The 23,603-nt window shown below is 73.3% G+C and carries 17 protein-coding genes; 13 read left to right on the top strand and 4 right to left on the bottom strand.

Annotation, left to right across the window (positions count from 1 at the left end; all coding sequences use genetic code 11):
- Positions 1–89 precede the first annotated feature (89 nt).
- The 6 genes from D7044_RS24875 to fxsT are packed head-to-tail and all read left to right on the top strand — an operon-like array spanning position 90 to position 9,375.
- Entirely contained in the window at positions 90–278 is a 189-nt protein-coding gene (locus tag D7044_RS24875; protein WP_120677020.1) for a hypothetical protein, read from the top strand.
- A 3-nt stretch (positions 279–281) separates the two neighbouring features.
- The gene (locus D7044_RS24880) at positions 282–2,720 is read left to right on the top strand and encodes an FxsB family cyclophane-forming radical SAM/SPASM peptide maturase (RefSeq protein ID WP_120690352.1); all 2,439 of its coding nucleotides are present in this window, start codon (positions 282–284) and stop codon (positions 2,718–2,720) included.
- Positions 2,704–3,540: an AAC(3) family N-acetyltransferase gene (locus D7044_RS24885; RefSeq protein WP_233565115.1), complete on the top strand. Its 837-nt coding sequence runs from the start codon at positions 2,704–2,706 to the stop codon at positions 3,538–3,540. The genes D7044_RS24880 and D7044_RS24885 overlap by 17 nt, the downstream gene beginning before the upstream one ends.
- A 53-nt stretch (positions 3,541–3,593) precedes the next feature.
- Entirely contained in the window at positions 3,594–4,250 is a 657-nt protein-coding gene (locus D7044_RS24890) for a TIR-like protein FxsC (RefSeq protein ID WP_147434714.1), read from the top strand.
- A complete protein-coding gene (locus D7044_RS24895; protein ID WP_120690354.1) occupies positions 4,247–5,518 on the top strand; it encodes a TIR-like protein FxsC in 1,272 nt (423 codons plus the stop codon). The genes D7044_RS24890 and D7044_RS24895 overlap by 4 nt, the downstream gene beginning before the upstream one ends.
- Positions 5,515–9,375, top strand: a complete 3,861-nt coding sequence (fxsT, locus tag D7044_RS24900; protein ID WP_120690355.1) for an FxSxx-COOH system tetratricopeptide repeat protein — start codon at positions 5,515–5,517, stop codon at positions 9,373–9,375. The genes D7044_RS24895 and fxsT overlap by 4 nt, the downstream gene beginning before the upstream one ends.
- Positions 9,376–9,534: 159 nt before the next feature.
- On the opposite strand, the gene D7044_RS24905 is transcribed toward fxsT, so the two are convergent.
- Positions 9,535–10,443: an alpha/beta fold hydrolase gene (locus D7044_RS24905; RefSeq protein ID WP_233563113.1), complete on the bottom strand. Its 909-nt coding sequence runs from the start codon at positions 10,441–10,443 to the stop codon at positions 9,535–9,537.
- A 212-nt stretch (positions 10,444–10,655) separates the two neighbouring features.
- Here D7044_RS24905 and miaB point away from each other — a divergent pair, with 212 nt between their 5' ends.
- On the top strand, positions 10,656–12,134 hold the full coding sequence (gene miaB, locus D7044_RS24910; protein ID WP_120677008.1) for a tRNA (N6-isopentenyl adenosine(37)-C2)-methylthiotransferase MiaB: 1,479 nt from the start codon (positions 10,656–10,658) through the stop codon (positions 12,132–12,134).
- Positions 12,135–12,234: 100 nt separating this feature from the next.
- Here the strand turns inward: miaB and D7044_RS24915 are convergent, their stop codons facing one another.
- Entirely contained in the window at positions 12,235–13,443 is a 1,209-nt protein-coding gene (locus tag D7044_RS24915; RefSeq protein WP_120677006.1) for a DUF349 domain-containing protein, read from the bottom strand.
- Positions 13,444–13,595: 152 nt separating this feature from the next.
- Here D7044_RS24915 and D7044_RS24920 point away from each other — a divergent pair, with 152 nt between their 5' ends.
- From D7044_RS24920 to dapF, 3 genes are read left to right on the top strand one after another with little or no spacing between them, the layout of a single operon-like run.
- Positions 13,596–14,369, top strand: a complete 774-nt coding sequence (locus tag D7044_RS24920) for a class III extradiol dioxygenase subunit B-like domain-containing protein (RefSeq protein WP_120690356.1) — start codon at positions 13,596–13,598, stop codon at positions 14,367–14,369.
- Positions 14,354–15,313, top strand: a complete 960-nt coding sequence (gene miaA, locus D7044_RS24925; protein WP_233565120.1) for a tRNA (adenosine(37)-N6)-dimethylallyltransferase MiaA — start codon at positions 14,354–14,356, stop codon at positions 15,311–15,313. Before D7044_RS24920 ends, miaA begins: the two co-directional genes overlap by 16 nt.
- 7 nt (positions 15,314–15,320) lie before the next feature.
- On the top strand, positions 15,321–16,166 hold the full coding sequence (gene dapF / locus D7044_RS24930) for a diaminopimelate epimerase (protein WP_120690357.1): 846 nt from the start codon (positions 15,321–15,323) through the stop codon (positions 16,164–16,166).
- 118 nt (positions 16,167–16,284) lie between these two features.
- Here dapF and D7044_RS24935 read toward each other — a convergent pair whose 3' ends face one another.
- On the bottom strand, positions 16,285–17,751 hold the full coding sequence (locus D7044_RS24935; protein WP_120690358.1) for an NAD-dependent malic enzyme: 1,467 nt from the start codon (positions 17,749–17,751) through the stop codon (positions 16,285–16,287).
- A 262-nt stretch (positions 17,752–18,013) separates the two neighbouring features.
- Between D7044_RS24935 and hflX the strand changes: the two genes are divergently transcribed.
- Positions 18,014–19,462, top strand: coding sequence for a GTPase HflX (gene hflX, locus D7044_RS24940; protein WP_120690375.1), 1,449 nt, complete (start codon positions 18,014–18,016; stop codon positions 19,460–19,462).
- A 332-nt stretch (positions 19,463–19,794) separates the two neighbouring features.
- Positions 19,795–21,564 carry a hypothetical protein gene (locus D7044_RS32485; RefSeq protein ID WP_199716761.1) on the top strand — a complete coding sequence of 590 codons (1,770 nt, stop codon included), beginning with the start codon at positions 19,795–19,797 and terminating at the stop codon, positions 21,562–21,564.
- A gap of 109 nt (positions 21,565–21,673) precedes the next feature.
- On the opposite strand, the gene lexA is transcribed toward D7044_RS32485, so the two are convergent.
- Positions 21,674–22,459: a transcriptional repressor LexA gene (gene lexA / locus D7044_RS24945; RefSeq protein WP_120676999.1), complete on the bottom strand. Its 786-nt coding sequence runs from the start codon at positions 22,457–22,459 to the stop codon at positions 21,674–21,676.
- A gap of 626 nt (positions 22,460–23,085) precedes the next feature.
- Here lexA and nrdR point away from each other — a divergent pair.
- The gene (gene nrdR / locus D7044_RS24950; protein ID WP_120676997.1) at positions 23,086–23,586 is read left to right on the top strand and encodes a transcriptional regulator NrdR; all 501 of its coding nucleotides are present in this window, start codon (positions 23,086–23,088) and stop codon (positions 23,584–23,586) included.
- Positions 23,587–23,603: the final 17 nt, after the last annotated feature.

Raw genomic sequence — 23,603 nt, forward strand, 5'->3', positions numbered from 1 at the left:
TCGAGACTTGTCTATTCTGGTCACGGATCAGAGCCCTTCGAGCCATGCTGCCGCCTGCGCCGTCGCGCCTCGGGCCCCCGGAGACAATTGTGGACCAGACAGCCCCTCGTCACAGCCCACCGTCCGTCGACCTCCTGACGCGTAGCCTGCGGACTCCGCTCGGTCGGGTCGCCACCGAGCACCCCGACACGCTCGCGCTCGTCCGCCGGCGCGTCCTGGCGGGCCAGGCCGCCCAGCCGGGCACCGTGCCCGTCGCCGCGTTCAACTCGTCCATCTGAGGTATGACGTGTCGGTGCGGCGCCGCCGGTTCGGCCGCGCCCTGCCGGCCGATCAGCCAGTACGTCCTCAAGGTGCACAGCCGGTGTGACCTCAGCTGCGACCACTGCTACGTCTACCAGGGGGCGGACCAGACCTGGCAGACCAGGCCGATCCGGATGGCCGCGTCGACCGTCCGGGCCGCCGCCGACCGGATCGCCGAGCACGCCCGGGCGCACGCCCTCCCCGTCGTGCACGTGGTGCTGCACGGCGGCGAGCCGCTGCTGCTCGGTCCGGCCGGGCTGCGTGAGGTGCTCGCCGAGCTGCGCGCCGCGCTGACCCCGGGCGTCGTGCTCGACCTGCGCATGCAGACCAACGGCGTGCTGCTCGACGAGGAGCTGTGCCGCCTGCTGGTGGCGTACGACGTGAAGGTCGGGGTGTCGCTCGACGGCGACCGCGCGGCCAACGACCGGCACCGGGTCTTCGCCCACGGCGGAAGCAGCCACTCCCAGGCGCGACGCGCGCTGGCCCTGCTCCGCCGCCCCGAGTTCCGCAGCAGCTACGCGGGCATCCTCTGCACGGTCGACGTGCGCAACGACCCGGACGAGGTCTACTCGGCGCTGCTGGCCGAGGCGCCACCCCGGATCGACCTCCTGCTGCCGCACGCCACCTGGGACCGGCCACCCTGGCGCCCTCCGGGCGTCGCCACCCCCTACGCCGACTGGCTGGGCCGGATCCACCAGCGCTGGGTGGACGACGGGCGGCCGGTGCCGATCCGGCTCTTCGACGCCCTGACCCCCGGGCAGCCCGGCGGCGGCACCGAGGCCGTCGGGCTCGCCCCGGCCGACCTGCTGGTGGTGGAGACCGACGGCAGCTGGGAGCAGGTCGACTCGTTGAAGGTCGCCTTCCACGGGGCGCCCGACACCGGCCTGGACGTCTTCTCCCATCCGGTCGACGTCGCCGCGCGCCACCCCGGGGTGGCCATCCGCCAGGTCGGGCTCCCCGGGCTCTGCGCCGATTGCCGCGCCTGCCCCGTGGTGAGCCGCTGCGGCGGCGGCCTGTACCCGCACCGCTGGCGTACCGGCACCGGCTTCGACAATCCCTCCGTCTACTGCGCGGATCTGTTGGCGCTCATCGCCACCGTGGACAGCCGTCCGCGGCCGGATCGGGCCGTCGCCCCAGAGTCGGGCTCCGGTGCGGCTCCGGCCGCGGCCGACGGTCAACCACCGCGCCGGCCGGGCATCCCCGCACCGCGGGCTGGCGAGAGTGCCGGGAGTGCCGAGGACCGGCCCGTGGAGTCGGCCACCGACCGGCTGCTCACCGAGATCGCCGGCGGCCACGGTGACTCCTGGGCGCTGGGGGTGCTCGCGCAGACCCAGCTCTCCATCACCCGGGCGCTGCTCGCCACCTGGCGGGACACCACCGGCGACAGCGTCGCGTGGGAGCTGCTCACCGAACTCGACGCGACCGCCGGCGACGCGGTCGACGCCGTGCTCACGCACCCGTTCCTCCGCCCCTGGCTGGTGCGCCGGCTCGCCCGGCCCGGCACGCCCGACGACGACCTCCTGCCGGCGCTCGCCGTCGTGGCCGCCGTACGGGCCGGGGTCGACACGGTGGTGGAGGTGCCGACGCGCGGCGACGCGCTCGTGCTGCCGACGCTGGGCCGGTTGACGCTCGCCGGCGGGCGGACCGCCACGGTCCGCACCGTCGCCGGTGGGCTGCGGGTCCGCGCCGGGTCGGTCGAGCGGATGGTCCCACTCGACGGCGACGCCGCGGCGCGGGTCGGCTGGCAGCCGGTCCGCCGCGCGCCCGTCGTCGGCGCGGCGCTCGCCATCGAGGACGTCGACCCCGAACGGAACTGCTACGGCCAACCGGTCGCGCCGACGCTGGACGAGCCGGCGGCCGTCGCTCTCGGGCGTACGCTCGCCCGGGCCTGGCAGGTCGTGCACCGTGACGTGCCGGCGCACGGCGCCGCGCTCGACACCGGGCTGCGGGCCGTGGTGCCGCTGGCGCCGGATCCGGGGGCACCGCTGCGCAGCGCCACCGCCCGGGAGGCCTTCGGCGCGGTCGCCGTGACCAGGACGCCCGACGCGGAGGCGTTGGCCGTGCTGCTCGTGCACGAGTGGCAGCACGGCAAGCTCGGTGCCCTGCTGGACCTCTACGACCTCGTCGACCCGGCGTCGACGGTGCTCATCCCGGTGGCCTGGCGCCCCGATCCGCGCCCCGTCGAGGGGGTGCTCCAGGGTGTCTACGCGCACCTGGCGGTGGCCGAGGTGTGGCACTCCCGAGCCGCGACCGACCGGCCCGACGCGCGGCCCGCCCGCGAACACGCGCTGCGCTACCGGGACTGGACCCGGGACGCCGTCGACGCCCTGCTCGGCTCCGGGGCGCTCACCGATCTCGGCGAGCGGTTCGTCCGGCGGATGCGGCACGCCCTGGAGGGGCTCCGTGCCGACCCGGACTGACCACACGGTCGAGGCGGTGCGTGGCGACGTCGACGGGGCGCGCCTCGTGGCCGACCTGCGCGCGCTCGGCCTCGCCGCCGGCCGCGACGTGCTGGTGCACTCCTCGCTGAGACAGCTGGGACGGCCGGCAGGCGGCCCGGCCACCCTGGCGGCGGCGCTGCGGGAGGTTCTCGGCCCGACCGGCACGGTGCTCGTGCCCACCGAGAACGCCGGCAACTCGACGAGCTCACGGACCTACCTGGCCGCGACCCGGGGGATGGACGCGCGGCAGCTCGCCGCCTTCCACACGACGATGCCCGGCTGGGACCGCGCCGGCACACCCTCGGAGGGCACCGGGGCGTTCGCCGAACACGTCCGGCTGGCCCCGGACGCCGTCCGCAGCGACCATCCGCAGACCTCGTTCGCCGCGCTGGGCCCCCGTGCCGTCGAGCTCACCGATGACCACGAGCTGGACTGCCACCTGGGGGAGCGGTCACCGTTGGGCCGGCTCTACGCCGCCGGCGGCTGGATCCTGCTGCTCGGCGTGGGCTACCAGGCGTGCACGGCGCTGCACCTGGCGGAGTACCGACTACCGGTGTCACCGCCCCGCCGGCCGTACCGCTGCTACCGCCAGATCTCCGGGCAGCGGGTACGCCTGGACTTCGAGGCGCTCGACCTGGACGACAGCGACTTCCCCGTCGCCGGGCAGGCCCTCGACCAGGAGCAATTCGTCCGCCGAGGCCGGGTCGGCAGGGCCGACGCCAGGCTGCTGCCGGTACGCGACACAGTGGACTTCGCGGTCGACTGGTTCAGCGTCCATCGATCGCATCGGGGGCGTTGACGTGGGGACTAGGCTGATGGTTCGGCCGCGCGGGGAGGGGCGGAGGCACACGGGTGAGCACAGTGGACATGCCCGTCGGCATGCGGGCCCCGCTGTTCTTCCTGAGCCATTCCCGCTCGCCCGCCCGCCGGGCCGCCGTGGGCCCCTCAGAGGACCTGCTCCGCTTCTACGACGACCTTTCGGTGCACGTGAGCGAGCTGGTCGGTCCGGAGACCGGGGTCGATCCGGGCTTCATGGACACCGTGATGACCGGCGGGGAGCGGTGGACGCCGGAGCTGCTGCGCGCCGCCGGGACCTGCCAGGTCTTCGTGCCCCTGCTCTCCAGCGCGCTGCTCGGCAGCGACTGGTGCGGGATGGAGTGGCACGCCTTCTCGCGCCGGCGTATCGAGCGGCGACGCGACGACGTCTCGGCGCACGAGACGGCGATCGTCCCCGTCACCTGGTCACCGACGGAGGGTGCGCGCCTACCCAAAGCGGTCCGCGAGATCCAACGGTTCTCGCCCAACCCGATGCCGGCGGAGATCGTGGCCCAGTACCAGCGGGAGGGGGTCTACGGATTGCTGACCTTGCAGATGGAGAACGCGTACCGGGCGGTGGTGTGGCGGCTCGCCCAGCGCATCGTCGCGATCCATCGGGCGTACCGGGTCGAACCCCTGGTGCCGTCGGGCGTCGGCGAGCTGCGCAACCTGTTCGCCAAGGAGCCGGGGTGAGCCGCCCCGGCACGACGCCGCGCGCGCGGCCGGCGGCACGCGGCACCTACTTCTTCCTCAGCTACGCCCACTCCGCCCCGCCGCAGGGGGCGGGCACCGACCCCGACATCTGGGTGGGACAGTTCTTCGCCGAGCTGTCGGCGGAGGTGGCTCGACACGCCAGGCCGGTGGCCGGGATGCGGATCGGCTTCTTCGACCAGCAGATCCCAGCGAACGCGGACTGGAAGGCCGCGCTGGCCGAGGCGCTCGGCGGCGTCGAGGTCTTCGTGCCGCTCTACTCCCCGGGCTACTTCCGGCGCCCCTGGGCGCTCGGCGAGCAGGAGTCCTTCCGCGCTCGGCTGGCCAGCGCCAACGCGCCGGACACCGCCGCGCACGTCCTGCCGGTCCTCTGGATCCCGTTTCCGAGCTGGGAGAGCCGTGCCGAGCTCGACGACGCGTTGGCGCTGGGCCGGGACCTCCCCGAGTACGCCGAGAACGGGTTGCGCGCGCTCTGCATGCTCGCCGCCTACCGGCAGGAGTACGAAGAACTGCTCGACCGGTTGGCCCGCCGGATCGTGGCGACCGCGGAGCGGCACCCGCTCGGCCCGTCCCGGGCACCGGGCCTGGACGAGGTGAGCCGACCCGCGCCGGCCGACCCGGACCTCGTGGTGGCGGTGCTGGCACCCACCCGAGGGCGACTGCCCTCCGGCCGGACCAAGAGCGGATATGCGGGCACCGCCCGCCAGTGGCGGCCCTTCGGTGGCCGGCAGAAGCTCCCGGCGGCCGAGTACGTGGCCAGCACCGCCGAACGGCTCGGGCTCTCGGCGCGTACCGCGGACTTCGACGACGCCGGTGACCTGATCGAGCGCCGGCCCACCGTGCTGCTCATCGACCCGTGGGCGGCCGCGGCGCCCGACGCCGCCCGGACCCTCGAGGCGGTGCGTGGCCTGCGCCCGTGGGTGGTGCCGATCGTGGTGACCGACGGCGACGACCCGCAGGACGCCACGCGGCACGCCGCGGAGGTCGCCGACGTGCTGCACAATGCGGGCGTACGGCAGGTCAAGCGGGCCAGCAGCGTCCAGGAGTTCGTGGACCTCATGCCGGCCCTGGTGACCGAGGCCCGCCGGCAGTACCTGAAACACGGTCCGGTGACGGAGTTCCCCGAAGCCGAACCGCCGCCCAGCCTCCGGCACGGGCGGGAGCCGCGCCCGCGCCCCGGCGCGTCGTTTGACCCGCCGCCCGCCCACGACGATCCGGCGTCGCCGCGTCCCCACGGAGAGAACCGATGAGCAACGATCGTGAAGGTCAGGTCGTCACGTTCTACTCGTTCAAGGGTGGTACGGGCCGGACGATGGCGCTGGCGAACGTCGCCTGGATCCTGGCCGCCAACGGCCGGCGGGTGCTGGTCGCCGACTGGGACCTGGAATCCCCCGGCCTGCACCGCTTCTTCCACCCGTTCCTGGACGCCGAGGCGATCCAGAGCACCAGCGGGGTCATCGACATGATCCGCGACTACGAGTGGGAGACCACCCGCACGGTGGACCGGCCGGACCGCTGGGTCGAGCAGTTCGCCCGGGTCCGCCGGCACGCCTTCTCGCTGCGCTGGAACTTCCCCGACGGCGGCAGCCTGGACTTCCTCTCCGCCGGCCGGCAGAACAGCGACTACGCGGTGTCGGTGAGCGGCCTGGACTGGGACAACTTCTACAACCGGCTCGGCGGCGCGCAGTTCTTCGAGGCGCTGCGCGCGGACATGAAGCGGGAGTACGACTACACGCTCATCGACAGCCGGACGGGCCTCAGCGACGTCGCCGACATCTGCACCCTGCACCTGCCGGACACCCTGGTCGACTGCTTCACCCTCAGTGACCAGGGCATCGAGGGGGCGGCCCGGGTGGCCCACTCGGTGCGGGACCGGTTCCGCCGCCGCGACATCCGCATCCTGCCGGTGCCGATGCGGGTCGACCAGGCGGAGAAGGAGAAGGCGGAGGCCGGCCGTTCGCTGGCGATGCGCCGCTTCGCCGGCCTGCCCACCGGCATGACCGAGGCGGAGCGCCGACGTTACTGGGCCGCGGTGGAGGTGCCGTACCGGCCGTTCTACGCGTACGAGGAGACCCTCGCCACCTTCGGTGACCCGCCCGGCTCGCCGACCTCCCTGCTCTCCGCGTTCGAGACGCTGACCGGGATCCTCACCGACAGCGACGTGGCCGCGCTGCCGGTGATGGACGAGTCGGTCCGGGAGCGGGGCAAGGCCCGGTTCCGCCGCCGCGCCGAGGCCGTCGACGACCAGATCGTGCTCCGGCACGCGCCCGAGGACACCGTCTGGGCGGAGTGGCTGGAGCGGGTGCTCAGCGCGGCCGGAATGCAGGTGGTGGCCCCCGCTGCCGCGGTCGGCTCGGCGGCCACCCCCGCCCCGCGGACACTCACCGTGATCTCGCCGGCCTACCTGGCGACCCCGACCGGCGGGCTGCCGCCCCGGGAGTCGAGCACCGGCTCGACGGCGCTCGCCGTCTACGTCGCGGACCTACGGCCGCTGGCGGAGTTCCCGGCGCAGGTCTCCGCCCATCTGGTCAACGTCTCCGCGGAGACGGCGGTCGAGCGGGTGCTGCGGCTGGTGGGCCGGCCGGTGCCGCCGGCCGCGCAGGGCGCCCCGGCCGGTGCCACCCGCTTCCCCGGCGCCGAGCCGCTGATCTTCAACGCTCCGAACCGGAACGCCCGGTTCACCGGCCGCGAGGACGACCTCGCCGAGCTGCGCCGGCAGCTGCAGAGCGGGGGCAGCGCGGTGGTGCTCCCGGTCGCCCTACAGGGCATGGGCGGTGTCGGTAAGACGCAGGTCGCCCTGGAGTACGTGCACCGCTTCCGGTCGGCGTACGACGTGGTCTGGTGGGTCGTGGCGGACCCGCCCCAGTTCGTCGACACCGCCCTGGCCGACCTGGGCACCCGCCTCGGCCTGCCCGCGAGTCCGGCCCTGCCCGAGACCGTGCAGGCGGTGCTGCAGGCCCTCGGCCGGGGTGAGCCGTACGAGCGGTGGCTGATCGTCTTCGACAACGCCGAGGAGATCGAACACGTCGAGCAGTTCCTTCCGCAGGGGCCCGGGCACGTGCTGCTGACCTCACGCAACCGGGCGTGGGGGGAGCGGGCGACCCCGGTCCAGGTGGACGTCTTCGACCGGTCCGAGAGCGTCGCGCACCTCGCCCAGCGGGTGCCGGCGATCAGCCGCGAGGAGGCCGACCGGGTCGCCGAGGCGCTGGGCGACCTGCCGATCGCCGTCGCCGCGGCGGGCGCCTGGCTGGCCGACACCGGCACGCCGGTCCCCGAGTACCTGCGGCTGATCGAACGGCACGGCCCCAGCGCCCTGTCGGTCGAGGCCACCTGGGACCTCTCCCTCAACCGGCTGCGGGCCCAGGCGCCGGCCGCGTACCGGCTCCTGCAGCTCTGTTCGGTGCTGGCGCCGGAGATCGCGTTGGACCTCATCTACAGCGACGAGATGGCGGCGGCGCTGGTGCCGTACGACCCGGCGGTGTCGGAGCGGCTGGTGCGGGGCGCCCTGGTCCAGCAGATCAACCGGCTGGCGTTGCTGAAGCTGGACGTGCAGGGTGGCCGGATCCAGGTGCACCGGCTGTTGCAGGCGGTGGTCCGGGAGCGGATGGACGCGGAGGAGATCACCGAGGCTCGGCACCAGGTCCACCTGGTGCTGGCGGCGTCCCGGCCGCGCGAGAACGTGGACGACCCCGCGACCTGGCCGCGCCTGCGGATGCTCTGGCCGCACCTCGAGGTCTCCGACGCGTTGAGCTGCCGCGAAGAGTCGGCGCGCCAGCTGCTCATCGACCGGGCCCGGTACCTGTGGCAGCGGGGCGGCCTGACGCAGGCCGAGGAGTTCACCCGGCAGGTCGACGAGATCTGGTCGGCCCAGCTCACCGGGGCGGGGGGCGAGGTCGAGCCGGACCAGCACCTCCTGCACCTGCGGTTCAACCGGGCGAACATCCTGCGCACCATGGGCCGGTTCGCCGAGGCGTGGGAGCTGGACAAGCAGGTCCTCGACGACCAGCAGCGCCGGCTCGGGCTGCACCACCCGCACGCCCTGATGACGGCCGGCAGCCTCGCCGCCGACCTGCGGGCCCTCGGCCGGTACGGCGAGGCGCTGGAGCGGGACCGCGCCACCTACGCCTCCTGGGTCGACCTGCTCGGCGAGGAGCATCCCCGCACGTTGAGCGCGGCCAACAACCTCGCCGTGTCGTACCGGTTGGTCGGCGACTACCGCTCGGCCCGGCAGTGGGACGAGGACGTGCACCAGCGGCGGCGGGCCGTTCTCGGCCCCACCGACCCGTACACGCTGCAGTCGGCCGTACGGCTCGGCAGCGACCTGCGGGAGGCCGGCGAGTACGAGAACGCGGTGGCGTTGCTGCGCGGCGTGTTCGACAGCTTCGTCGAGGTGTTGGGCGCGGACGATCCGCTGACCGTCACCGCCCAGGTGAACGTCGCGGTGTCGCTGCGCAGCGTGGGCCGGCCCGCCGACGCCATGCCCATCTTCGAGGACGCCTACCGGAAGCTGGAGGAGCGGTTCGGTCCGAACAACCCGGACACGGTGGCCTGCCGGTCGAGCCGGGCCGCGAACCTGCTGGCGATCGGCGAGGGGAACCGGGCGTTGAGCGAGATGGTCGCGGTCGGCCGGACGTACGAGGACGCGCTGGGCCTCGGCCCGTCGCATCCGCACACGCTGGCCACGTTGAGCAACAGGTCGGCGGCCGAACGGGCCCTCGGTCAGCTGCCCGCGGCCCGGGCCACCGCCGCCCACGCCGCCGACGAGCTGCGCAAGGTGCTCGGCCCGGAGCATCCGCACACCCTGGCGGCGGAGGTCAACCACGCGGTCTGTCTCGCGGAGGACGGCGAGTGGGAGTCGGCCCGGCAGCGGCTGCGAGACACCGCCGACCGGCTGGCGCTGGCCATCGGCGCGGACCACCCCGACACGCTGCGCTGCCTCGGCGACCTGGCTGTGGTGACCCGACGCATCGGCGCCGCCGGAGCGGAGGCCGACGCCGGTGCGGCTGCGGATCGGCTGGCCGACGTGATCGGTCAGGAGCACCCCAGCGTGCAGACGCTGCGGGGTGGTCGGCTGGTGGCCCGGGTGATCGACCCGAACGCGTTCTGACCGGCCGCCAGGTCGGGGCGGCTCTTCACCGGTCGGTCGTGCGGGGTGTCCGGCGGCCGACCGGGAAGCGCCGTGGCCGCGATCACCGCGGGACGGACCGCCCTGCCGGGTGCCCGCTCGGGCGGGCGCCCGGTCCGGAGGGGACCGGCGCAGGTGGGCTCAGAGCCGCGGAGCGGCGGCCAGCTCGGGGGTGCTGAGCCAGGCGAGGGTCTGCGGCAGGATCTCCACCGCGCCGAAGTGCGCCGCCCCCGGTTGCACCTGGACCTCGGCGTTCGGGATCCGCGCGGCGAGCCACCGCGAGTGCGCCACCGGTGAGAAGCGGTCCTGCTCGCCGTGCCACAGCCGGACGGGTAGCCGGATCGCGCCGAGGTCGAAGCCCCATGATCGGTGGACGGCGAGCACGTCGTCGATCCAGCCCTCCGGACCGTGCCGGAGCGCCTCGGCGTACATGTCGGTGAGCAGCCGGCGGATCGCCACGTCGTCGACCACCCGGATGTCCGGCTCGGTGAGCTGCGGGCGGAGGAACTCCAGCAGGGTCATCGGATCCCGCTGGACGTCCTTGGCCCGCACGGTGAGCAGGTCGCGCAGCTCGGTGGCGTCCGCGTCGGCGAGGCTGTGCTCGTCGACGTTCTCGCTGGTCATGCCGGCGTACCAGTCGAGGTCGGGGGCGCCGGCCGGGGCGAGCCCGACCAGGACCGCCGCCCGGGTCACCCGGTCCGGCAGCAGCGCGGCGCAGGCCAGCGCGTGCGGACCGCCGCCGGAGCGGCCCACCAGGGCGAACCGGTCGATGCCGAAGGCGTCGGCGATCGCCGCGACGTCGGCGGCCGTGTCGGCCACCCGACGGCCCTCGTGCCGGTCGGAGTCGCCGTAGCCGGGCCGGTCGTAGCAGATCAGGTGCACGCCGAGGCGGTAGAGGACGACCGGGCGGGGGCGGGGTCCGCTGCGGCTGCCGGGGGTGCCGTGCAGCAGGAAGACCGCGGGGCCGTCGGGAGCACCGGAGGTCTCCACCGCGAGCCGCCGCCCGTCGCGGGTGACGACGGTGTGTTGTGCCGCGTTTTCTAGCGTCACGGTGGCCTCCCGCGGCTTCGTCATGTGCTTCCCCGAACGCACACCGGTGGGTCTTGAGTGCAAAGCCCCCGAAACCACCCAGAACACAGTCCTGGTGTGCAGCGTACTGCCCGCCGGGTGACCCCGCCATGGGCCGCCGGGCCAATGCCGGGCGATCGGCTCGGCCGAGCGGGCCGCTACCCTGGTACCCCGAAGAAAGGGGCGCCGAGCAGGTGGCTAGGACCTACAACGTCGTGACGTACGGCTGCCAGATGAACGTGCACGACTCGGAACGCATCTCCGGCCTGCTGGAGCAGGCGGGTTACGTGCGCGCCGCCGGGGGCGACGACACCCCGGACATCGTCGTCTTCAACACCTGCGCGGTCCGGGAGAACGCCGACAACCGGCTCTACGGCAATCTCGGCCGGCTGCGTCCGGTCAAGGACAAGCACCCCGAGATGCAGATCGCCGTCGGCGGCTGCCTGGCCCAGAAGGATCGCGGCGACATCGTCCGCAAGGCCCCCTGGGTGGACGTGGTCTTCGGCACGCACAACATCGGCTCGCTGCCGGTGCTCCTCGAGCGGGCCCGGCACAACGCCGCCGCCGAGGTGGAGATCCTGGAATCCCTCGACGTCTTCCCGTCGACGCTGCCGACCCGCCGCGAGTCGACGTACGCCGGCTGGGTGTCGATCTCGGTGGGGTGCAACAACACCTGCACCTTCTGCATCGTGCCGTCGCTGCGCGGCAAGGAGAAGGACCGCCGTCCCGGCGACATCCTCTCCGAGGTCCGGGCGCTGGTCGACGAGGGCGTGCTGGAGGTGACCCTGCTCGGGCAGAACGTCAACTCGTACGGCGTCGAGTTCGGGGACCGGCTCGCTTTCGGCAAGCTCCTGCGCGCCACCGGCGAGGTCGAGGGGCTGGAGCGGGTCCGCTTCACCAGCCCGCATCCGAAGGACTTCACCGACGACGTGATCGCGGCGATGGCCGAGACGCCGAACGTCTGCCACTCGCTGCACATGCCCCTGCAGTCCGGCTCCGACACGGTGCTGCGCGCCATGCGCCGCTCCTACCGGGCCGACCGTTACCTCGGGATCATCGAGAAGGTCCGGACGGCGATGCCGGACGCGGCGATCACCACGGACATCATCGTCGGCTTCCCCGGTGAGACCGACGCCGACTTCGAGCGCACCCTCGACGTGGTGCGGGAGGCCCGGTTCTCCTCGGCCTTCACCTTCCAGTACTCCAAGCGCCCCGGCACCCCCGCCGCAACGATGGAGGGGCAGCTGCCCAAGCAGGTGGTGCAGGAGCGCTACGACCGGCTGATCGCCTGCGTCGAGGAGATCACCTGGGCGGAGAACAAGAAGCTGGTCGGTGAGAACGTCGAGGTGCTGGTCGCCGTCGGCGAGGGCCGCAAGGACGAGCGCACCGGGCGGATGTCCGGCCGCGCCCGAGACGGCCGCCTCGTGCACTTCGACGCGGGCTCCCTCGCCGGGCAGCTCCGCCCGGGTGACATCGTGCACACCACCGTCACGTACGCCGCCCCGCACCACCTGAACGCCGACGGTGAGCCGCTCTCCCACCGACGTACCCGGGCCGGTGACGCGTTCGAGGCGGGGCGCTCACCGCGCACCCCCGGCGTACTGCTCGGACTGCCCACCATCGGGGCGCCGGCGGCCCCGCCCGCCCCCACCTCCGGCTGCGCCGCGCACTGAGCTGGAGCGGGCCCCCGTCGACGTCAACCGGCGTGCCGGGTGACCGCGACGCGAAAGCCCCGGTCCCGCGAGGGGACCGGGGCTTTCGGGTTGGATCAGGTCAGCTGGACTGCTCGGCGAGCTGAAGGAACTGCCGCTTGGACGCGAGCGCCTGCTCGGCCTCGCGGACCCGGCGGGCGTCACCGGCGGCCTGAGCCCGGGCCAGCCGCTCCTCCGCCTCGGCGACCTGCGCCCGCATCTGGGCGAGCAGGGGGCTGTCCTCCTTGGAGGTCCGCCGCCAGGCCGAGTCCATCACCTCGCGGACCTTCTCGTCGATGACCCGGAGCCGACGCTCCAGCCCGGCAGCCGCCTCGCGGGGCACCCGGCCGGCCTCGTGCCACTGCGCCTGGATGTCCCGCAGCTTCGCCTGGGCACCCTTCGGGTCGCTGTCGATGTCCAGCGCCTCCGCCTCGGCGAGCAGCGCCTGCTTGCGCTCCAGGTTGCCCCGCAGCTCGTTGTCCCGAGCCGAGAAGACCTCGCTGCGCCGCGTGAAGAAGTCGTCCTGCGCCGCGCGGAACCGTTCCCAGAGCCGCTGCTCGGCCTCCTTGGACGCGCGCGGCGCCGCCTTCCACCGCGTCATCAGGTCCTTGAGCTGGTTGGCGGTGGCCGCCCAGTCGCTGGAGTCCTTGAGCTTCTCGGCCTCGGTGACCAGCTCCTCCTTCTCCGCCTGCGCCTGCTTGCGCTGCGCGTCCAGGGACGCGAAGTGCGCGCCCCGGCGGCGGGTGAAGCCGTCACGGGCCGCGGCGAACCGCTTCCACAGCTCCCCGTCGGCCTTCTTGTCGACGCCGCGGATGGTCTTCCACTCGTCGAGGATCTCCTTGAGTCGGTCCCCGGCGGTCTTCCACCCGGTCGACTCGGCGGCGAGCTTCTCCGCCTCCTCGACCAGCGCGGTCTTGCGGGCCAGCGCCTCGCCGCGCGCCGCGTCCCGCGCCGCACGGGCCTCGCCCGCCTTCTCCTCGGCCACGGTCGCGAGCCGGTCCAGCCGTGCGGCCAGCGCGTCGATGTCGCCGACCACGTGCGCCTCGGCGAGCGAAGCCCGGATCCGGCGGATCGTGCTCAGCGAGTGGCCGGCGTCCGCCGCACCCGAGTTGAGCCGGGCCTCGGTCAGATCCACCTCGGTCACCAGGTCGGCGAAGCGGCGGGCGAAGTGCGCCAGCCCCTCCTCCGGTGCCCCGGCCTGCCAGGATCCGACCACCCGCTCGCCCTCGGTGGTCTTGACGTACACGGTGCCGTCCGCGTCCACCCGTCCGAAGGCAGTCCAGTCGCTCATGTGCCCATCCTCGTTCTCCCGGCGTCGGGAGAGCAGTGTCCCGATCGCCGCCACAGCGCAGCCAAGTTTCTCCCCGGCATTGTCACAGGTACGACCCCGTCCCCGTCGAGCGCCTATCGCCGACCGTGACCATACGGTGTCCTAGCGCCCGGATGACCGGATCGGCGCACAGACGCACCGGCGCGTCCCGCTACCGTGAACGGGTGCCACTGGTCGCCGCCGCCGTCTGCCCCCACCCGCCCCTGCTCGTACCCGAGGTGGCCGGTGCCGCCGCCGCCGAGCTCGACGCGCTCCGCGCCGCCTGCGACGCCGCGCTGAGCCGGCTGCTCGCCGCCGAGCCGGACTGTGTCGTGGTGCTGGGCTCCGGCCCGTCGACGGAGTGGATCATCCCACCGGCGATCGGCACGCTCGGCCCGTTCGGCGTCGACCTGACCGTTCCGCTGGCTCCGACGCTGGGGGAGGCGGGCGGGGGCGCGGTGCTCCCGATCAGCCTGACCATCGGAGCGTGGCTGCTCGCCCGACACCCGGTCCGCGCGCGGGTCGTCGGCGTGCAGGTGGCGCCGGCCGCGTCAGCCGACGAGGTGACCCGGCTCGCGGAGGAGGTCGACGAGTACCGACCGCGGGTCGGGTTGCTGACGATGGGGGACGGGTCGGCCTGCCGGGGGCAGAAGGCGCCCGGCTACGACGACCCGCGTGCGCAGGCGTACGACGAATCGGTGGCCACGGCCCTGGCCAGCGCGGACGCCGAGGCCCTGCTCGGCCTGGACCCGGTGCTGTCGGCGGAGCTGAAGGTCGCCGGCCGCGCGCCCTGGCAGGTGCTCGCGGGTGCGGTGCGCGCGGCGGGCGGCGACTGGCGCGGCGAGCTGCACTACGCGGCGGCCCCCTACGGCGTGGCCTACTTCGTGGCCGGCTGGGAGGCGGCGTGAGCGGGCCGGTCGAGGCCGGTGGCGGCCGCCCGCCGGTCGGGACGGTGGTGGCCGTGGTCGGGCCGACGGCGGCCGGCAAGTCGGCGCTGAGCATCGCGCTGGCGCACGCCCTCGACGGCGAGGTGGTCAACGCCGACTCGATGCAGCTCTACCGGGGTATGGACATCGGCACGGCGAAGCTCACCCCGGCCGAGCGGGAAGGTGTTCCGCACCACCTGCTGGACATCTGGGACGTCACCGAGCCGGCGAGCGTCGCCGAGTACCAGCGGCTGGCCCGTACGGCGATCGACGACATCCTGGCCAGGGGACGGGTGCCGCTGCTGGTCGGCGGCTCCGGCCTCTACGTCCGGGCGGTGCTGGAGCAGTTCGAGTTCCCGGGCACCGACCCGGCGATCCGGGAGCGGCTGGAGCGGGAGCTGGCCGAGGTCGGGCCGGCGCCGCTCCACGCGCGGCTGCGCGCCGCCGATCCGGCCGCCGCCGAGGGGATCCTGCCGGGCAACGGTCGCCGCATCGTCCGGGCCCTCGAGGTGATCGAGCTGACCGGGGCGCCGTTCACGGCGGCGCTGCCCGAACCGATCCCGTACTACCCGTCCGTGCAGGTCGGTGTGGATCTGGACACCGCGTTCCTGGACGAGCGGATCGCCCTGCGGGTGGACCGGATGTGGGCCGACGGGCTGATCGCCGAGACCCGTGAGCTGGTCGGGCACGGTCTGCCGGAGGGGCGTACGGCCAGCCGGGCGCTCGGCTACCAGCAGGTGCTGCGCTTCCTCGCCGGCGAGCTGACCGAGACCGAGGCGTACGAGGAGACGATCCGCGCGACCCGGCGCTTCGTCCGCCGGCAGCGCTCCTGGTTCCGGCGTGACCCCCGGGTCCACTGGCTGGACTCGGCCGATCCGGGCCTGGTCGTCGAGGCCCTGCGGCTGGTCCCCGCCGCTGCGCGATGATGGGGGCGTGGAGTTCACCAAGGGACATGGCACCGGCAACGACTTCGTGATCCTGCCCGACCCGGACGGGGCGCTCGACCTCACCCCCGGGCTGGTCGCCGCGCTCTGCGACCGGCGGCGCGGGATCGGCGCGGACGGGGTGCTGCGGGTCGTCCGGGCCGCCAAGCACCCGGAGGGCGCGGCGCTCGCCGGCGAGGCCGAATGGTTCATGGACTACTGGAACTCCGACGGTTCCGCCGCCGAGATGTGCGGCAACGGCGCCCGGGTCTTCGTGCGCTACCTGATCGACACCGACCTGGCCACGGTCACCGACGAGGGGCTGCCGGTGGCGACCCGGGCCGGTGTCGTACGCGCCCTCGTCGACGGTGACACCATCTCCGTCGAGATGCGCCGCCCCCGGCTCTACGACACCTCCACCGCCACCCTGGGCGGGCTCACGCTGGCCGGTACCGCCGTGGACGTGGGCAACCCGCACCTGGTCTGCGCGCTGCCCGCCGGTCTCGACCTGCCGGCGCTGGACCTGACCCGGGCGCCCGAGTTCGATCCGGTGGTCTTCCCGGCCGGGGTGAACGTCGAGTTCACCGCTCCCGGAGGCCCGGTGGACGGAACGGACGGGCACGTGCTCATGCGGGTCTACGAGCGCGGCTCGGCCGAGACCCTCTCCTGCGGCACGGGCACCTGCGCGGTGGCGGCGGTGGCTCTGCGGGACGCGCACCGGGACACCGGGGTGGTCGCGGTCGACGTGCCCGGCGGACGCGTCACCGTCACCGTCACCGCGGACAGCTGCTGGCTCGCCGGTCCCGCCGTGCTCGTGGCCACCGGCCGGCTGGACCCGGCCAACCTGCACGGCTGACCCAGGCCAACATGCACGCCTCCGTGCGCCGACGCTCAGCTGATGTCGGAAGGGCGGTGCCCCGTGAGAGGCACCGCCCTTCCGACATCTCAGGCAAGACCCGCGAGGGTCGGGTAGCTCAGGGGTTGGCGGAGGCCTCCGCGGCGATCTCCGGCAGGTCGGCCGGGCCGGGGTCGGCCGCGGGCGCGGGGGCCGGGTTGTGCGCGGCGGCGCGTACGGCGGCGGCCACGGCCGGGGCGACCCGGGAGTCGAAGACACTCGGCACGATCACCGTTGGGTTGATCTTGTCCTCGCCGACCACGTCCGCGATGGCGTTGGCGGCCGCGATCGCCATCTCCTCGGTGAACTCCTCGGCGTGGGCGTCCAGCATGCCGCGGAAGACACCGGGGAAGGCCAGCACGTTGTTGATCTGGTTGGGCTGGTCGGAGCGGCCGGTGGCGACGATCGCGGCATGCTTGCGCGCCTCCCGCGGGTCCACCTCCGGGTCCGGGTTGGCCAGCGCGAACACGATCGAGTCCTTGGCCATGGTGGCGATGTCCTCGCCGGTGAGCAGGTTCGGCGCGCTGACGCCGATGAAGACGTCGGCGTCCCGGATCGCGCCGCGCAGGTCGCCGGAGTAGTTCTCCTTGTTGGTGTTCTCCGCCAGCCACTGCCAGGCCGAGTTCAGGTCGGTCTGGCCACGGTGCAGGGCGCCCTGCCGGTCGTACGCGATGATGTCGCCCACGCCCTGGCGCAGCAGCAGCTTCATGATCGCGGTGCCGGCGGCGCCGGCGCCGGAGACGACCACCCGGACGTCCGCGAGCTGCTTGCCCACGACGCGCAGCGCGTTGGTGAGGGCGGCCAGCACGCAGATGGCGGTGCCGTGCTGGTCGTCGTGGAAGACCGGGATGTCCAGCGCCTCGCGCAGCCGGGCCTCGATCTCGAAGCAGCGCGGCGCGGCGATGTCCTCCAGGTTGATGCCGCCGTACGCGGGCGCGATCGCCTTGACGATCGAGACGATCTCGTCCGTGTCCTGCGTGTCGAGCACCACGGGCCAGGCGTCCACGCCGCCGAACCGCTTGAAGAGCGCCGCCTTGCCCTCCATCACCGGCAGCGAAGCGGCGGGCCCGAGGTTGCCCAGGCCGAGCACGGCCGAGCCGTCGCTGACCACGGCGACGGTGTTGCGCTTGATCGTCAGCCGCCGGGCGTCCGCCGGGTTCTCCGCGATGGCCATGCAGACCCGGGCCACGCCGGGGGTGTATGCGCGGGACAGTTCGTCACGGGTGCGCAGGGCGACCTTCGAGCTGACCTCGATCTTGCCGCCCAGGTGCAGCAGGAACGTCCGGTCGGAGACCTTCCGCACGTCGACCCCGTCGAGCGCGGAGATCGCCTGGACCACCTGGTCGGCGTGGCCGGCGTCGGCGGTGTCGCAGGTGAGGTCGACGAGGACGTGGGTGGGGTCGGAGTCGACCACGTCCAGCGCGGTGACGATCGCCCCGGCCTCTCCGACGGAGGTGGTCAGCCGCCCGATCGACGAGGCGTCCGCCGGTACGGCGATCCGGATCGTGATGGAGAATCCGGCACTCGGGAGTCGGGTGATGGCCACAGGTCTTTCCTCCGTCAACGCTGAGCGGCTCGACTCGCATTTCTACCCGCTCGCCGAGGTCGACCGGCATCCGGCCCCGCTACCGGCTGGTACGGCCACACCTCGCGCACCTGGTGCGGCCCGTGGTCGACGGCCGACGATCATGAACTCGGGGACGGGTGGCCGGGCTGAGAAGCGGCCACGCGGGCATATAGCAGGTGCGTCGGGCGTTGACACATGTCAGGATTGCTTGGTACCCGAACAGAACGGACAGGAGATCGGCTTGCGCGACCAGGACACCGTCGTCGTCCCCTTCGAGGACGAGGAACTCGACGCCACCACGGGCGAGTTCGAGCTGTCAGAGCGGCAGGCGCTGCGGCGGGTCCCCGGCCTCTCCACCGAACTCACGGACATCACCGAGGTCGAATACCGGCAGCTCCGCCTGGAGCGGGTGGTGCTGGTCGGGGTCTGGACCGAGGGTACGCAGATCGATGCCGAGAACTCCCTCACCGAGCTGGCCGCGCTGGCCGAGACCGCCGGCTCGCAGGTGCTGGAGGGGCTGATCCAGCGGCGTAACCGGCCCGACCCGGCGACGTACATCGGTCGGGGCAAGGTTGCCGACCTGGGCTCCGTGGTGCTCGCCTCCGGCGCTGACACCGTCATCTGCGACGGTGAGCTCTCCCCGTCCCAGCTGCGCAACCTCGAGCAGCGCACCAAGGTCAAGGTCGTCGACCGGACGGCGTTGATCCTCGACATCTTCGCCCAGCACGCGAAGAGCAAAGAGGGTAAGGCTCAGGTCGAGCTGGCCCAGCTGGAGTATCTGCTGCCCCGCCTGCGCGGTTGGGGTGAGACGCTCTCCCGGCAGACCGGCGGTAGCGCGCGCGGCGGCGGCGCCGGCGGTGGCGTGGGTCTGCGCGGTCCCGGTGAGACCAAGCTGGAGACCGACCGGCGCCGGATCCGCACCCGGATCGCGCGGCTGCGCCGCGAGATCAAGGGCATGCGGACGGTACGGCAGACCAAGCGCGCCCGCCGTACCCGCAACGCGGTGCCCGCGGTCGCAATCGCCGGCTACACGAACGCCGGCAAGTCGAGCCTGCTCAACCGCCTGACCGGCGCCGGCGTGCTGGTGGAGAACGCGCTCTTCGCGACCCTGGATCCGACCATCCGCAAGGCCACCACCACCGACGGGCGGGTCTACACGCTCTCCGACACGGTGGGCTTCGTCCGGCACCTGCCGCACCAGATCGTCGAGGCGTTCCGCTCGACGCTGGAGGAGGTCGCCGACGCCGACCTGGTGGTGCACGTCGTTGACGGCGCCCATCCGGATCCGGAGGAGCAGGTCCGGGCTGTGCGTGAGGTGCTCGCCGAGGTGAGCGCCGACCGGCTGCCCGAGCTGCTGGTGGTCAACAAGACCGACGCGGCGGACGAGGAGACCCTGCTGCGGCTCAAGCGCCTCTGGCCGGATGCGATCTTCGTCTCCGCCCACTCCGGGCGTGGGATGGACGAGCTGCGCGCCGCCATCGAGGACCGGCTGCCGAGGCCGGCGGTGGAGGTCCGGGCGGTCCTGCCGTACGACCGGGGCGACCTGGTCGCCCGAGTGCACCGCCTCGGCGAGATGCTCGGCACCGCGCACCTGCCGGAGGGCACCCGGGTGCACGTCCGGGTCAACCAGGCGCTCGCCGCGGAGTTGGCCCCGTACGCGGAGCAGAGCTTGGCGCCCGCGCGCCCGTAGGGTCCGTTTCACAAGATCGTGCTCGGTTGCGCCGGCCCCCGGTGACGGCCGGCTGCGTTGGCGGTTCGTCCGGATACTCGGTGTTGTGTCCGGACGAACCTCCGCCTTGCCGGATCGCCGTCCGGGCATCGGCTCGCTCGGGCGAGCCCTGTGAAGCGGACCCGAGCCGCCTTGCCGGCACCACCCGAGCCGCCTTGCCGGCACCACCCGAGCCGCCTTGCCGGCACCACCCGAGCCGCCTTGCCGGCACCACCCGAGCCGCCTTGCCGGCGTCACCCGAGTCGCCTTGCGGGCGTCACCCGGTCGAAACCGGGGCATGCGACACTTGCGCAATGCGCCGCGCTGTTTCCTTGGTCACGGTCGCCCTCGGACTATTCGGGGCGACCGTGGCGCTTCACGGAGTCGCGCTGGCGGCTCCCGCTGCTTCGACCGCCGTCGACCCGGTTCCGGGTAAGAAGCGGTGCACGATCACCGACGAGCGGGCCCGTCAGCTCTCCGGTCTGGTGGCGACCAGCAGTGGATACGTCGTCATCAACGACGGTAGCGAGATCGAGTCGCGCGAGCGCGTCTTCCTGCTGAACAGCAAGTGCGAGATCGCCAAGGACCCGGTGTCGTACTCGGGCGACGGGCCGACCGACACGGAGGATCTGGCGCTCTCCCCGGACAAGAAGACGCTCTGGATCGCCGACACGGGTGACGAGCCGATCGGCGAGCGCCGAAAGTCGGTCTCGGTCTGGACGATGCCGGTCAGCGGCGGCAAGAAGCCGACCCAGTACCGTCTCACCTACCCGCAGGGGAAGCCGCACGACGCCGAGGCGCTCCTGATCGCGGACGACAAGTTGCCGCTGATCATCACGAAGGTCACCTCGGGCGCGGCCGAGATCTACCGTCCGACGGCGGCCCTCACCGCCGGCGACGGCGACCCGGTGCCGATGGAGAAGGTCGGCACGGTCAAGCTGCCGAAGACGCAGACGGAGAACCCGCTCGGCGTCATGGGCCGGGTGGCGATCACCGGTGCGGCGCGCTCGCCGGACGGCAGCAGGGTGGTGCTGCGGACGTACGCGGACGCCTTCGAGTACGACGTCACGGGCGGCGACATCGTCAAGGCGCTCTCCAACGAGCCCCGGGTGACGCCGCTCACCGACCCGTTCGGTGAGGCGATCACCTACACCCCGGACGGGAAGAGCTTCCTCACGGCCTCGGACGTCGGGAAGCTCGACGACGACGAGGCCAAGGTCGAGATCCTGGGCTACACCCCCTCCGCGAAGGGCGCCGAGCCGATCGCCGAGGACGCGGAGGTCGAGGCGACGGCGAGCCGCTCGTGGTTCTCCGACCTCAGCATCGAGGACATCACCTACCTGGTCGCGGCGATCGGCGCGGTGGGCTTGCTGCTGGTCGGCGCCGGCATCGTCGGGATCCTCCGGTCCCGCAAACGTAAGGGGGCCGGCGACGACGCCTCCGGCGGAGACCGTGGCGACGGCTCGCCCGGCGGCCGTAGGGCCGACGAGCTTCCGGGGGCCGACCCCGGTCGGGGTGGTGTCTACGGCGGCGCCCCGAGTCGTGATCGGGGCGCGCCCGCGGACGGCGGGGTCTACGGCGGTGGTCCGAGTCGGGGTGGTGCCGCGCCTGCGGGCGGCGGAGTCTACGGCGGTGGTCCGAGCCGGGGTGGTGCCGCGCCGGCCGGCGGCGGGGTCTACGGCGGTGGCCGGGGTAACGGCGCTGGTGGCGGCCGCCCGGCCGGCGGTGGTGGTGGCGGCGTCTACGGCGGTGGCGGCCAGCCTCCCGGTGGCGGTCAGCCTTCCGGCGGTGGCCGGCCCTCCGGTGGTGGCCGGCCCTCCGGCGGTGGCCGACCTCCGGCTGGTGGCCGACCCGGTGGTGGTGGCGGACAACCCGGCGGCGGGCAGGGCGGCGGCGTCTACGGCGGCGGGCAGCCCGGCGGTGGTGGCTACGGCCGCGGTGGCGGTCGTGCCGAACCGCCTCGACGCGGCGGACCGGACCAGGACTACCGGGGTCAACGCGGCGGTCGCCGACGCCAGGAGGACGACCCGTACGGCCAGTACCCGGGTGGCGGCGACGGCTACCGCGGCGGGGACCGTTACTGATCCCCTCGGCGCCGGCTGAGCTCGCGGCGCCGGCTGAGTTTGCGGCGAAGGGACGGAGCAGGGCGGCGCGCCCACCCGGCGGCACGGCCGACCGGGTGGGCGCCGCCTGTCAGATCCGGCGCAGCACCGCCACGACCCGGCCCATGATCGTGGCGTCGTCACCGGGGATCGGGTCGAAGGCCGGGTTCTGCGGCATCAGCCAGACGTGGCCGTCACGGCGCCGGTAGGTCTTGACGGTGGCCTCACCGTCGAGCATGGCCGCGACGATGTCACCGGACTCGGCGATCGGCTGCTGCCGAACCACCACCCAGTCGCCGTCGCAGATCGCCGCGTCGAGCATCGAGTCGCCCTTGACCTGGAGCATGAAGACCTCGCCCTCGCCGACCAGCTCGCGGGGGAGGGGGAAGACGTCCTCCACGGCCTGCTCGGCGAGGATCGGGCCACCGGCGGCGATCCGACCCAGCATCGGCACGTACGCCGGAGTGGGCCGTTGCGAGCGGGTCAGCTCGTCGTCGAGCGCGTCGCTGGGGGAGCGGACGTCCACGGCGCGTGGACGGTTCGGGTCCCGGCGCAGGAAGCCCTTCTTCTCCAGCTCCTTCAGCTGGTAGGCGACGCTGGAGGGCGACACCAGCCCGACCGCCTCGCCGATCTCGCGGACGCTGGGCGGGTAGCCGTGCCGCTCCACCCAGGTGCGGATGAACTCGAGGATCCGCCGCTGCCGAGCCGTCAGATCGACCGTGGCCGGGTCGGGGAAGCTGCTGACCACAGGGGTGACGGGCCGTACGGTGGGTTGCCCCGTCCGGCTGCGTGCGGCGCTCCGGCGCCGAGTGGCCGGCGGACCCGCCTCGGCGACCTGCTGCGGGTTCTTCGGCCGGCTGGCCCCGTCGTCGGTCACGTCCGTCCTCCCTGTCGGCGCTGGGTGCGCCCGGCGTCCCGTGCTGCGTGCGGTGATGCCGGTGTGCGTACCGGTGCGGCGGAATCCCGCCCCGACCGGTTGGTCATGACCGTATAGGTGAGATCAGCCATTTTCAAACATCTGTACGACCTGTCACCGGCGTGTCGCGGGCAAAGGTGCTTCTTTCGTACTGCTGTTCTGCTAAATGTTACGTCAGTTGGCACTCCTGTTCGAATTCTGTCGGTCCGTCGGCCGAATCCCGACCGGGCGGACGGTAACTCCGGATGCCCCCGGCCGTTGGGCTCACCGGTGGCGCGGGCGGGCCGATCGGCCCGCCCCGGCGGGCCGCTCGACCGGGTCCGCTCGTCCGTCCCGGCGGGTGCCGGCGGCAGGTGCGGGAGTGACACGCGGGACATGCCGCCAACTTGACCGGGGTCGGCTGGCGACATACGGTCGACCCCTAGATGTAGTAGTCACACGGGCGTAAGTTGCCTATAGGTTGGGTCCGACTACCGACCGCACTCCCGTACAGTGTCACGGCGGGCGGCCATCGGGTGATGGCTCCGCCGTGGTGAGCCGTGCCCGGGAATCCCCGGTGCGACAGTGGTCGATCAAGGAGGTCAGCGATGCGGTGTCCGTACTGCCGGCACGCCGACTCACGCGTGGTCGACTCGCGGGAGGCCGACGACGGCCAGCTCATCCGGCGGCGGCGGTCCTGCCCGGAGTGCGGCAAGCGCTTCACGACGGTCGAGGAGGCCGTCCTCGCGGTGGTCAAGCGCAGCGGGGTGACCGAGCCGTTCAGCCGCACGAAGATCATCGGTGGGGTGCGCAAGGCGTGCCAGGGCCGGCCGGTCGACGACGACTCGATCGCGCTGCTCGCCCAACGGGTGGAGGAGACGGTCCGCGCCAAGGGCGCCGCCGAGATCCCCAGCCACGAGGTGGGGCTCGCGATCCTCGGCCCGCTGCGGGACCTGGACGAGGTGGCGTACATGCGGTTCGCCAGCGTCTACCGCTCCTTCGACTCCCTCGCCGACTTCGAGCGCGAGATCGAGTCGTTGCGGGCCGCCGCCCGCGCCCGCGAGAACGGCGGGGCCGACGCGGTCGAGACCGCGGGCCGCACCAACTGACTTTTCGGTTTTCTCTA

Origin of the sequence: Micromonospora musae (assembly GCF_003626635.1) — a bacterium.
Taxonomy (GTDB): domain Bacteria; phylum Actinomycetota; class Actinomycetes; order Mycobacteriales; family Micromonosporaceae; genus Micromonospora; species Micromonospora musae.

Coding starts and splice junctions, on each gene's coding strand:
- D7044_RS24920 (WP_120690356.1), top strand. CDS start 13,596: ATGACCGGATCGGCGCACAGACGCACCGGCGCGTCCCGCTACCGTGAA.
- D7044_RS24915 (WP_120677006.1), bottom strand. CDS start 13,443: ATGAGCGACTGGACTGCCTTCGGACGGGTGGACGCGGACGGCACCGTG.
- D7044_RS32485 (WP_199716761.1), top strand. CDS start 19,795: ATGCGCCGCGCTGTTTCCTTGGTCACGGTCGCCCTCGGACTATTCGGG.
- D7044_RS24880 (WP_120690352.1), top strand. CDS start 282: ATGACGTGTCGGTGCGGCGCCGCCGGTTCGGCCGCGCCCTGCCGGCCG.
- fxsT (WP_120690355.1), top strand. CDS start 5,515: ATGAGCAACGATCGTGAAGGTCAGGTCGTCACGTTCTACTCGTTCAAG.
- nrdR (WP_120676997.1), top strand. CDS start 23,086: ATGCGGTGTCCGTACTGCCGGCACGCCGACTCACGCGTGGTCGACTCG.